13 protein-coding genes and 1 riboswitch are annotated in these 10,735 nt (G+C 37.8%); of the genes, 2 read left to right on the plus strand and 11 right to left on the minus strand.

The annotated features are described in order from the left end of the window. Positions 1-69: 69 nt before the first annotated feature. The 6 genes from MUN42_RS06955 to MUN42_RS06980 all read right to left on the minus strand — a co-directional run bounded on the left by MUN42_RS06955 (position 70) and on the right by MUN42_RS06980 (position 4,468). Entirely contained in the window at positions 70-1,371 is a 1,302-nt protein-coding gene (locus MUN42_RS06955) for a pyrimidine-nucleoside phosphorylase (protein WP_243343903.1), read from the minus strand. Positions 1,372-1,564: 193 nt separating this feature from the next. Continuing rightward, complete coding sequence (locus MUN42_RS06960; RefSeq protein ID WP_243343905.1) at positions 1,565-1,870, minus strand: hypothetical protein; 306 nt, start codon at positions 1,868-1,870, stop codon at positions 1,565-1,567. A gap of 628 nt (positions 1,871-2,498) precedes the next feature. Beyond that, the gene (locus MUN42_RS06965; RefSeq protein ID WP_243343907.1) at positions 2,499-2,639 is read right to left on the minus strand and encodes a hypothetical protein; all 141 of its coding nucleotides are present in this window, start codon (positions 2,637-2,639) and stop codon (positions 2,499-2,501) included. Positions 2,640-2,811: 172 nt separating this feature from the next. Next, positions 2,812-3,108: a hypothetical protein gene (locus MUN42_RS06970; protein ID WP_243343909.1), complete on the minus strand. Its 297-nt coding sequence runs from the start codon at positions 3,106-3,108 to the stop codon at positions 2,812-2,814. Positions 3,109-3,153: 45 nt separating this feature from the next. Further along, complete coding sequence (locus MUN42_RS06975) at positions 3,154-3,294, minus strand: hypothetical protein (RefSeq protein WP_243343911.1); 141 nt, start codon at positions 3,292-3,294, stop codon at positions 3,154-3,156. A 178-nt stretch (positions 3,295-3,472) separates the two neighbouring features. Beyond that, entirely contained in the window at positions 3,473-4,468 is a 996-nt protein-coding gene (locus tag MUN42_RS06980; protein WP_243343913.1) for a DUF4236 domain-containing protein, read from the minus strand. A 200-nt stretch (positions 4,469-4,668) separates the two neighbouring features. Between MUN42_RS06980 and MUN42_RS06985 the strand changes: the two genes are divergently transcribed. Both MUN42_RS06985 and MUN42_RS06990 read left to right on the plus strand, forming a co-directional pair. Beyond that, positions 4,669-4,941 carry a DUF1232 domain-containing protein gene (locus MUN42_RS06985; RefSeq protein WP_243343915.1) on the plus strand — a complete coding sequence of 91 codons (273 nt, stop codon included), beginning with the start codon at positions 4,669-4,671 and terminating at the stop codon, positions 4,939-4,941. Between the two features lie 55 nt (positions 4,942-4,996). Further along, complete coding sequence (locus tag MUN42_RS06990; RefSeq protein ID WP_243343916.1) at positions 4,997-6,223, plus strand: MFS transporter; 1,227 nt, start codon at positions 4,997-4,999, stop codon at positions 6,221-6,223. Between the two features lie 90 nt (positions 6,224-6,313). Here the strand turns inward: MUN42_RS06990 and MUN42_RS06995 are convergent, their stop codons facing one another. The 5 genes from MUN42_RS06995 to ribD are packed head-to-tail and all read right to left on the minus strand — an operon-like array spanning position 6,314 to position 10,262. Continuing rightward, the gene (locus tag MUN42_RS06995) at positions 6,314-6,913 is read right to left on the minus strand and encodes an HAD family hydrolase (RefSeq protein WP_243343918.1); all 600 of its coding nucleotides are present in this window, start codon (positions 6,911-6,913) and stop codon (positions 6,314-6,316) included. Beyond that, a complete protein-coding gene (ribE, locus tag MUN42_RS07000; protein ID WP_243343920.1) occupies positions 6,913-7,371 on the minus strand; it encodes a 6,7-dimethyl-8-ribityllumazine synthase in 459 nt (152 codons plus the stop codon). Before ribE ends, MUN42_RS06995 begins: the two co-directional genes overlap by 1 nt. Next, entirely contained in the window at positions 7,358-8,563 is a 1,206-nt protein-coding gene (gene ribA / locus MUN42_RS07005) for a GTP cyclohydrolase II (protein WP_243343925.1), read from the minus strand. The genes ribE and ribA overlap by 14 nt, the downstream gene beginning before the upstream one ends. 24 nt (positions 8,564-8,587) lie before the next feature. Next, complete coding sequence (locus MUN42_RS07010; protein WP_243343922.1) at positions 8,588-9,205, minus strand: riboflavin synthase; 618 nt, start codon at positions 9,203-9,205, stop codon at positions 8,588-8,590. Continuing rightward, a complete protein-coding gene (gene ribD / locus MUN42_RS07015; protein WP_243343924.1) occupies positions 9,186-10,262 on the minus strand; it encodes a bifunctional diaminohydroxyphosphoribosylaminopyrimidine deaminase/5-amino-6-(5-phosphoribosylamino)uracil reductase RibD in 1,077 nt (358 codons plus the stop codon). The genes MUN42_RS07010 and ribD overlap by 20 nt, the downstream gene beginning before the upstream one ends. A gap of 64 nt (positions 10,263-10,326) precedes the next feature. Continuing rightward, a riboswitch (FMN riboswitch) is annotated at positions 10,327-10,439 on the minus strand. Between the last annotated feature and the right edge of the window lie 296 nt (positions 10,440-10,735).

Below are 10,735 nucleotides of genomic sequence, written 5' to 3' on the forward strand. Positions count from 1 at the left end.
GTAGAAAAGATCCCTCGGCCCGGGGATCTTTTAAAAACCATAAAAATATCTACTTCCTATGAGCAAATTTTATTCTAGTATTTCTTCAACTATAGGGCCTCTTTCTACTTTATCGTCTGAATAGGCAAAGGTCTCATAGAATTCAGCTAGCCACTCATCACTCAAGTCAGAATCGTGGTAGATGGTAGCTAGGGTATCGCCTTCCTTGATATAATCGCCCTTCTTTGCCTTCATCTCTATACCAACTCCATAGTTTATTCTATCTTCCTTCTTCTCCCTACCTGCTCCAAGCTTCATGGCAGAAATACCTAGACCCATAGAGTGGATATCGGCGAGGTAGCCCTCTTCCTTTGACTTTAGGTCGGTTTTAAACTTCGCTTGTGGGAGGAGTTCGGTGTTTTTGATTTGCTCAACATTTCCCCCTTGGTAGGCTACCATCTCCTCAAGCTTTTGGTAGGCCTTACCTGATTGGATAGCTTCTTCTAGCATGGCAAGGGCCTCATCCCTATCCTTGGCCTTGCCGGCTTGGATTAGCATAATAGATCCTGCAGTTAGGCAAAGCTCTGTGAAGTCCTCAGGGCCTTCTCCCTTTAGGGTATCTACTGCTTCCCTTACTTCTAGGGCATTACCGATTGTCCTTCCTAGGGGTTGGTTCATATCGGTAATCATAGCCTTGGTGTCCTTGCCAAGCTTCTTGCCAATTGAGATCATGGCCTTGGCAAGCCTTCTCGCATCTTCTACTGTATGCATAAAGGCCCCCTCACCAAACTTAACATCAAGCAAAATAGTATCAGAACCAGAAGCAAGCTTCTTTGACATAATAGATGATGCTATAAGGGGAATGGAATCAACAGTACCTGTTACATCCCTTAGGGCATAGAGCTTCTTATCAGCTGGAACCAAGTCTCCAGTTTGCCCTATAATAGCAAAGCCTATATCGGCTACTTGCCTTTTAAAATCTTCCTCAGTCAAGGAAATATTGAAGCCTTCGATAGATTCAAGCTTATCAAGGGTTCCCCCAGTATGGCCCAGGCCCCTACCACTCATCTTGGCAAGTTTTAGTCCACAGGCACTAACCATAGGTCCTAGGGCAAGGGAGGTCTTATCTCCAACTCCCCCGGTAGAATGCTTGTCTGACTTGACCCCTTCGATATCTGATAGGTCAATCACATCTCCCGAATGCATCATAGCCTCAGCAAGCTTTGCTGTTTCATCTTCATCCATCCCATTAAGCCTTATAGCCATAAGGAGGGCAGATATTTGATAATCAGGAATTGACCCGTCTGTTACTCCATCTATAAAAAATTGAATTTCTTCGTCACTTAATCTTTCCTTATTCTTCTTCTTTTCAATAATATCTAAAAATCTCATACACACTCCTTATCAAAGTCTATTTACGGCAGGAAATCACTTTCCATAAGCCCAAACTTCTTTATAACCTTATCCTACAATAAAGGGAATAATTAATCAATACAAGGCTTTGAAAATATTATTATATTATAAATTCCACAAAAAAATAAAGCCCAGTAGCAAACCCCTTTCGATACTATGGGCCAAAGATTATTTAAATATACCCCCTCATATTTATTAACATTATCACTATTATAGCTACTACATAGCCTAGCATGCACAAGATTATTTGAAATCTAATCTTCCTTTTAGTTTTATTCTCAACCTTAATAACGTCTTCTTTTAGATAGGTTAGCTCAATTAGTCTAAGAGATGCCAAAATAATTAGAAGGCCTGGAGGAAAATAATCCAAAATACCCAGCATCCAAAATCCAAGTACCAAGATAAGAATCAGAATGCATGAGAAAATATACTTATCTCCATCATTTTTATAGTAAAACTTCCTTAAAAAATCTTTCATTAAACTATCACCACTTTTTTATCTCTTCATAATACTTATAGGGCTCATTTTTTTCAATATCTCCGTATATTTGAATAGCAAGCTTTCCCCTTACAGAGATATAAGGCATAGATTTATAAGTTATTCCATATAATTTTCAATCTATAATATAAGATACTGCCGATATGGAAAAGTAGTGTCTAAAGGATCTTGTAAGTACTCGTCCATACCAGCAAATATCTATACTTGGTTTATATTAAAAAACATAGCCAAATCTTATAAATCTGAATATAAAGAAACATAGTATAATAACTATAATCTGAAGTAGGTTCTTTTTCTTTTCTTTTTTTATATCAATCTCACTCTTATTCTCATTTTCCATCACATCATCCTTTATAACATATAACTCAATTTGTCTAAAAAATATATTGAGTGAGAATGCAAGAGGTATCCATATTATGACTCTTTCCCATATAAAGATAACGCATAGAATCAATAAAACTAATGATGCCAAACATTTAATAAGCCATTGATTAACATCATCTGTATAATAAAACTTTCTTAATAAGTTTTTCATTAACCTATCACCACTTTTTTATCTCTTCGTAATACTGTCTAATTTATCTAAACACCTACCTCGAAAATTATCTTAGTATAAAAATATATCTATAAGCCAAAAAGCTACTACAGCCAAGGAAATTAGTAATAGCCTTGATTTTATATCTTTCTTTACTTCTACTTCACTTATATTCTCATTTTCCATAACTTCATCTTTTAGAAAATTTAACACAATTAATCTTGGGGACAATTCAATTATCATGGTCACTAACAACCATATGTCAAGACTTATATCTAGCCAGATAAATAAAATTAATAAAGACATAGATATAAAAAATCCGATTAAACCTTTATTAAAGCCATCAGTATAGTAAAACGTCATAAGTAGATCTTTCATATAAATCTCACCACTTTTTTATCTCTTCATAATATTTATAGGGATGTGTCATCTCATAGTCGCTATATGTTTGAATAGCAAGTTTTGCTCTTCTCCCTGATACATAGGTTGTAGTTTTATAAACTATACCATCTATGTGATCGTTTAATATTTTAGGAGCTAATTTAGTACTTATCTTTAACACTCCATCTGGTAGTCCTAAGCCTATAGCGGTAAATGCAATATTTTCAACAAGATCCCTAGCAGAATTAAAGTCAGAAACTTTACCAGTATTAGTACCCACTACTTTGTAAGGACCATTCATTTCTCCATATTCCAAATTAAGATATTCTTCAGAACCATCTCCGTTTCATCCTGGTCTACCTGCCCATACGTATGGTCTTACTTCATCCGAATAATCAATCCCACTTGCCAAAACCCCTTGGCTTATAGGTGTTAGGGTAAAGGTAAATATCATACCAACTGAAACGATTCTCTTATTTATTTTCATATCTTCTCCTTTTACTTTTTATTTTCTAAGATCTGTCTTATTTATATAATACCCAAGACTTATTGAAATAAACATTTTTCCTTGATTTTTGTAAATCTATACCAGTTATTAGCTAATATTTACCTACAAATAAAGATAGAGCTAGGGGAAATTTGATCCTCTGGCTCTATAACAATTTTTATTTTCCATCTATATAGGTATCGGAGAAGGCTATGAGTAAATCTATACCATCTCCTCTTAGCTCAAGTGTCCCATATTCTACCCTATTGACCTCAGGGTTGGTCTTATATCTTTGGTCTCTTGACCCGTCTTTGTTGGTGTGGAGGTAGGTTTTCTCTATTAGCTTGGCATCCTTTGGGATGACTTCATCTTCTAGGAATACCTCTGCTCCAAGGTCTACCTCTATGTCTTCATAGGCTAAGGCCCTCTTCTCATATCCTCTTACTATAAGCAAGCAATCTGGCAAGAAGCTTAGGGCAAGGTCTCTCCCATCTAGGCTTATGACCTCGGCATTTGTCTTAAATCCACCCTTGACTCCCTTGTTTAGTCTTAGCTCATCTCTTGCAAGGATAGACTTGCTATCACCCACTAGACCCAGTCTGTCTACAAACCAATTCTTATCGCTCTCCAAGATTCCTAGGAGGAGTTTGTTTGTTATGTCAAATTCTTCAGCACTATCTTGGTTAAAGTCATAGTCTATATAGGCATCATCAGCCTTGGACTTATAAAAGAAAAGCAAGAATCCAGGTATTAGTCCTAGGCCAAAGAATATATTCTTGAAGGCAAGGATTATAGCAAGGATAGAGATAATAAGTCCTATTAGCTTGTAGGGCCTCCTACTACTTGTCGCTTCCAAGACATCCTCTAGGGCAGTTGACTTCAACTTATCAAAATCCACCCCGTAGGATAGGACCTGGTCAAAGTCGATTGCCTTATCACCCTTACTTGTCTCCTTACGAGCTTCTTTGTTTTTCTTAGCCCTGAGGGGGTTTTTAAATTCCTTTTGATAGGAAAATCCTGTACCAGGAATTGATGCAGTCGTCCTAATATTCCCCTTGGCAGTTCTTGTAAGTCTAAAGCCCTTGCCTCCCCAAGATAAGCCCGGCCCTGATTTACTCATATTTATCCTAAAACCCTTACCCAGGTTTATACTTTTTCTAAATCTTATTCCCATAATCGTCCTTTCTTAATTCGCTATTGTCTTGTTAATAATTATACCCATAAAGGATAGAATTTTTACCTTGGCGGGTGTACCCTTCTATGTAACCTTTATTATTTTAATTCCTGATTTAATAATATTAATTGATTTATTAGATTTTTTAAGTATAATTAAAGTAGAAGTTAAGCAAGTATTAAAAAGAAAGAGGAGATTATTTGAATAAGTTACTTAAAATAAAGAATTTCATTCCAAATTATATCAAGGCTATGAGAGATAAGGACACTCCAGCCCTTGCCAAGATCTTGGGTATCCTAACCATAATCTATGCCCTAGTCCCATCAGACATGATTCCTGACCTCATACCCTTCTTAGGCGTCCTAGACGATGCCATAGTTTTGCCATTTTTAATCTACCTATCTAGCAAGATGATAGATAAGAAGAAATTGCACAAGGTTAATAATGATAGTTTGGAGCAAGTTATTGACTGAGGATACCCTAGTCTTTATATTATTAATCTGATAAGAATAAAAGAGGTTTAGATAATTGAGTACGAATCGTAATAAGAATATACTTTTATTGGGAAATGGTCTGGGTCAATTTGGCTCTGCTATGTTATCTTTTGTACTGGGTCTAAGAATACTAAAGTCCTTGGATTCAGTATTTTTATATAGTTTTTCTCAAATAATAGGTCCCTTGGTTGCTATATTGATACTACCTGTCATGGGTAGTGCAATTGATAAGTTTAATAAGAATATAATAATCAGCCTCTCCCAACTAGCTAGTTGCATCGGTCTACTTATTTTTACTGTTATAACCAGTGAAACAAACATAAATTTTATTGAGATTATTTTGCTGCTTATTGTTTTAAAAATATCTGACCAAGTCCTATCCACAAGCTTAAATGCTTCTACCGTCAATGTAATTAGGGAAGATGAGGTCCAGGACTTCCGTTCCAAAGTCCAACTCATCCAATCAGTTTCCATGGTTTTTTCACCAATAGTGGCCGTTTTTATCCTAGATAGGTTTTCTATAAGGACAGTCCTTATTATAGAAATTCTTATTGAGTTTATAGTTCTACTTATATATAGTAAGGTTGACTTTAGAAATAAGGAAAGTAGGGCAGAAATCACAAGCGAAAGTCTATTTTCTCTTTTTAAAGAGGGGATTGATTTTATTTTTTCTTATAAGAAAATTGTATTTGGCCTTAGCTTTGTGCTTATGATTAATTTTGTATTGGGCATAGTAAATGTTGGCATCCCCTATGTTGAGATTAATTATCTGAACCTTTCTAACAAGGCCTACGCCTTAAATGATAGTATTCTGGCTGGTGGTTTGATACTAGGTTCTATCCTCGCATCAAAAATACCTCCAAAGGGAAGTTTAAATATAGCCAAACATTCCATAGGCTTAATCGGTGGAGCTACCCTCCTATTAGGAATCTTTTTATCCTTTAGTATAAATAAGCTAAGTGGAGCCATTCTTATAGGAATATATTTTGCTATAATCGGCGCGGCTATAACCCTATGTAATATACTTATATCTTCCTGGTCAATTATTAAAATACCTAAGGATTACCAGGGCAGGGTCTTTTCTGTCTTAAATGCCTTATCCCAAGTAGCCCTACCTCTAAGTATGCTTTTCTATGGATATATTTTTGAAAGGATAAATCTTGTCAGCATCTTCCTAGTATCTGCTCTAACCTTGTTGTTAATAACCTATATTGCTCCTCTTATCTTCAAGATTGACCTTGCCAATGATAGGTTAGACTAAGTCGGTGATTAGGTAAAAGATTTTTACTTTAGGGTATATAAAAGCAGTCCCAAGCTCTATTTGAAGGACTGCTTTTTTGTTACTTATTTTCTAAAGGATACCCCTTAGCTCTTCTATTTTTTCTATCCTTATATCAGCCCCATCTCCCTCATAATTTCCTCCGTAGCCGTAGGATGCAAAGATTGATTTTTGGGAGTTTTTGCTGGCTGCTTCTATATCTCCTATTCTATCTCCTATGCTTATGAATTCTCCTAGGTTTAGATTTTTTAATATCTTGTATTTTTCCTGGTAGGCAAAGTCTTCTCCTACCAAAAATTTGTCAAAATATTTATCGAGACCGTAGACCTTCCTGGCTTTTTTCATGTAGGAGGCCCTACAATTTGATAGTAAGATCATAGGGTATTTCTTTTTGAGGTAGGTAAGAGTATCAGCTGCATTATCATAGAGCCTGCCTTCTTTTTCCATGAAGGCCTCCATAAGATCGCCTGTTTTTTGGACTAGGGCTTTTATTTTCTCATCATCTGTTAGACCTATTATCTTCCAAGCCTCTTCTGGGCTTTCTCCTATAAGGCTTCTTAGGTCTATATTTTCGGATGGTATGTTTGCATCCTCTAGACTTTTTGCCATGGACCTCTCGTAGATGATGTGGGTTTGGTGGATGGTTCCATCGAAGTCAAATACTAGGATCATTAAATAATATCCATTAGGTTTGCCATTTCTATGGCTGAGATTGCTGCATCTGCTCCCTTGTTGCCTGCCTTAGTTCCAGCCCTTTCTACTGCTTGCTCTATGGTATCTGTAGTTACTACTCCAAAAATTACTGGTTTTTCACTTTGTAGGCCTACATTGGCTATGCCCTTGGATACTTCTGAGCAGACATAGTCATAGTGGCTTGTTGCTCCTCTTATGACTGCTCCCAGGCAAATTACAGCATCATAGTCTCCCTTGGTAGCTTTTTTTGCAGCTAGAGGAATTTCAAAGGCTCCTGGCACTCTGATGATTGATATTTCATCATCCTTTACTTCGTGTCTTTTGAGGGCATCTAGGCAGCCTTCTAAGAGTCTATCTGTTATAAAGTTGTTAAATCTTGATACTACTATGGCATATTTTTTGTTGTTTGATACTAGTTTTGCACTAAATTCTTGCATTTTTTTCTCCTTCAAATTCTTTTAGTTCGTGTCTCATTCTAATTACCTTGGTTTCTAGGTATTTTTTGTCAGTTTCATTGGAATGGATCTCGATTGGTACTCTCTTTGTTACTTTGATATTGTATTTTTCGACTTGCTCAATTTTGTCAGGGTTGTTGGTCATAAGTTTGACAGATTTTACTCCAAGTTCCTTAAGGATGGCAACTGCTACGTCATAGTCTCTAAGATCTGGGTCAAATCCTAGTTTGACATTGGCATCTACTGTATCGTAGCCTTCTTCTTGGAGGGAGTAGGCCTTTATCTTGTTAAATAGTCCTATGCCCCTTCCTTCTTGTCTCATGTATAGGAGGACTCCCCTACCCTCCTTGTCAATTTCTTTGAGGGCCTTGTGGAGTTGGCTACCACAGTCGCACCTCCTAGATCCAAAGACGTCTCCAGTGAGGCATTCTGAATGGATCCTAGTAAGGACGTCTTCTCCTTCTATATCTCCCTTTACTACAGCAAGGTGTTCTTCCTTGTTTTTCTTATCATAGAAGCCTATGGCCTTAAATCGGCCGTAGTCAGTAGGCAGCTTGACTGTTGCAGTTTTTTCTATAAGTTTGTCATGGTTTTTCCTATATTCCTTGATGGCTTCTACACTGGTCATCTTGAGGTCTAGTTTTTTTGCTAGCTCTTCTATCTTCTCTCCCCTCATCATGTGGCCATCTTCAGCCATAACTTCACAGCAGATGCCCACAGGCTTAAGGCCTGCAAGTCTCATAAGGTCAACTGTTGCCTCGGTGTGGCCTTGTCTTGTGAATACTCCCCCGTCCCTTGCTACTAGAGGGAAGACATGGCCAGGTCTTCTGAAGTTCTCGGCTACTTCGTTATCACTTGCCAAGGCTCTGATTGTTTCTGCCCTCTCGAAGGCTGATATACCAGTAGTTGTGTTGACATGGTCAACTGATACTGTAAAGGCTGTTGAGTGGTTGTCGGTGTTATTTGCTACCATAGGTGGAAGGTCTAGTTTCTCTGCTATCTCCCTACCTATTGGGGTACAGATAAGACCCTTGGCATAGGTCGCCATGATATTTACGCTTTCTCCACTCACCTTTTCTCCTGAGCAGATCATATCCACTTCATTTTCCCTATTTTCGTCATCTGTAACTAGGATGATCTTTCCATTTCTCAAATCTTCAAATATTTCTTCCATAAATCTATCTTCATTCATAATTAATTAAAATCCCCTTGATAACAAAAAATTCTTGTCCAGCCTTTCTTCTCTCTTGCTTAGCTTCTCTAATGCTCTCATTATAATATCTGTCTCTATATTAACCAGGTCATTTACCTTCTTATACTTGAAATTGGTATTGGCTAGGGTTTCAGGAATGAGGGATACTTCAAAATATGAGGTATTCTCAAAGGAAACTGTAAGGGATATCCCATCCAGGCAAACAGATCCCTTCCTTACTACATATTTCAAGATATCTTCGCTAGCAGATATCCTAAAGACATTTTTATTTATAGCGATAATTCTTCCCAAGCCATCTACATGGCCTTGGACCAAGTGGCCATCTAGCCTATCAGAAAACCTTAGGGCCCTCTCTAGGTTGACCACAGCCCCCTTCTTGACCTGATCAAACTTGGTAGAACGAAGGCTCTCCCTCATCATATCAGCCCTAAAGTACCCATCAGAAAAGCTTACCACCGTAAGGCATACCCCGTCAGTCATTATAGAATCTCCAATATTTAAGTCCTTTAGGACTTCATCGGCCTTGACAGTCAGGGTAATCCCATCACCCTTTTGCCTTATCTCCTTAATTTCTCCGACTTCCTTAGCTATTCCTGTAAACATTATTTGCCTCAATCATTATATCTTCACCAAAGGTCTTGACCTTTTTGATCTCAAACTTGTAAGCATCCTTAATCTCATCGACTCCCCTTCCTATAAAGGGAGACCTTGAATTCTTCCCTGAAATAACCTTAGGGGAGATAAATTCATAAATCTTATCTACAAGGCCTGCTTCTAGGAAGGCATTATTGATTAGGCTGCCACCTTCTACTAGGACTGACCTTATGTTCATATCATAAAGCCTATCAAGGAGGTCTCCTAGGTCAACCCTACCATCCTTGTCCTTACATCTAATGATGTCTGCGTTGACCTCACTTCTCTCCTTACTACTTGTCGTTGCAAGGTAGGTCTTGCCATCGGTATTTTTCTTAAAAATCTCAAGATTAGGATCTATATCAAAGCTCGTATCCACTATAATCCTTATAGGGTCAACTCCCCCCTTGATTCTTGCTGTAAGCCTTGGATTGTCAGTCATAGCAGTATTCTTCCCTACAAGAATGGCGTCATAACGGTGCCTTAGCTTGTGGACAAATTTTCTCGACTTATCGTTGGATATCCGTTTGGAATCATACTTGCCACTTGCAATCTTCCCATCCAGGGTCATGGCGTACTTCAAGGCAACCAGGGGCCTCTTGTATTCCATATTAAAGAAAAAGACTTCATTAAGCCTCTTGCCCTTATCAGCCAAAAGCCCCACATCAACTTCTATGCCAGCTTCCCTTAGCTTATCAATAGATGAAACCTTGGGATTGGGATCAAGATTAGAAATGACCACCCTCTTAATCTTCTTTTCTATAAGAAGGTCTGCACAAGGTGGCTGCTTACCATAGTGGGAGCAAGGCTCCAAGTTACAATAAAGAGTAGCCCCTGCCACATCCTCTGTGGTCCTACTTATGGCATCCCTTTCAGCATGGTATTTTCCATAGGCCCTGTGGTAGCCCTCTCCTATAATCTTGCCATCCCTAACAAGGACAGCTCCTACTAAAGGATTGGGAGATACCCTTCCCCTGCCCTTCTTGGCAAGGTCCATGGCCCTTTTCATATAATCTCTATCATTCATTTTGCCTCCATCCACAATTCCTAGGCAAAAGAAAAATCCCCAAAAGGGGGACTCAAAATTTCGTAAATTTCCTCTTTCATCCAGACTATACTGTCGGTATCAGAATTTCACTGATTCAGCCTAAGCTCGCGGACTATAACCGCCGGTGGAGAGTTGCGCTCCGCCCCGAAGAATTGTGTTTTATTAACTTATATATAAATTATAGACCAAAAAACGATTTCTGTCAAATGGAATTATATTAGCAGTAATCGAGATAACCATTTAAACTTATTAGCTATAATAGCTTGATATTTTTTATTAATAGATAAATTATTGGTAGGATAATCCCTAAATACTACCCTTGATAAAGCTCGGAACTTCCCTTTAACAAGGTTCAATAATATTATATGTAATGTACAATAATAAAAAGCTCATAAATACCTAAGTCTTAGCAAAAGTGGTCTTTACTTAAACGAATAAATCTTATTAATAGC

It is taken from the genome of Anaerococcus sp. AGMB09787, assembly GCF_022808955.1.
GTDB lineage: Bacteria > Bacillota > Clostridia > Tissierellales > Peptoniphilaceae > Anaerococcus.

What these genes read in the sequence shown, in the direction of transcription:
- MUN42_RS06955 (WP_243343903.1), bottom strand. Translation starts at nt 1,371, where the DNA reads ATGAGATTTTTAGATATTATTGAAAAGAAGAAGAATAAGGAAAGATTA.
- MUN42_RS06960 (WP_243343905.1), bottom strand. Translation starts at nt 1,870, where the DNA reads ATGAAAGATTTTTTAAGGAAGTTTTACTATAAAAATGATGGAGATAAG.
- MUN42_RS06970 (WP_243343909.1), bottom strand. Translation starts at nt 3,108, where the DNA reads ATGAATGGTCCTTACAAAGTAGTGGGTACTAATACTGGTAAAGTTTCT.
- MUN42_RS06975 (WP_243343911.1), bottom strand. Translation starts at nt 3,294, where the DNA reads ATGAAAATAAATAAGAGAATCGTTTCAGTTGGTATGATATTTACCTTT.
- MUN42_RS06980 (WP_243343913.1), bottom strand. Translation starts at nt 4,468, where the DNA reads ATGGGAATAAGATTTAGAAAAAGTATAAACCTGGGTAAGGGTTTTAGG.
- MUN42_RS06995 (WP_243343918.1), bottom strand. Translation starts at nt 6,913, where the DNA reads ATGATCCTAGTATTTGACTTCGATGGAACCATCCACCAAACCCACATC.
- ribE (WP_243343920.1), bottom strand. Translation starts at nt 7,371, where the DNA reads ATGCAAGAATTTAGTGCAAAACTAGTATCAAACAACAAAAAATATGCC.
- ribA (WP_243343925.1), bottom strand. Translation starts at nt 8,563, where the DNA reads ATGGAAGAAATATTTGAAGATTTGAGAAATGGAAAGATCATCCTAGTT.
- MUN42_RS07010 (WP_243343922.1), bottom strand. Translation starts at nt 9,205, where the DNA reads ATGTTTACAGGAATAGCTAAGGAAGTCGGAGAAATTAAGGAGATAAGG.
- ribD (WP_243343924.1), bottom strand. Translation starts at nt 10,262, where the DNA reads ATGAATGATAGAGATTATATGAAAAGGGCCATGGACCTTGCCAAGAAG.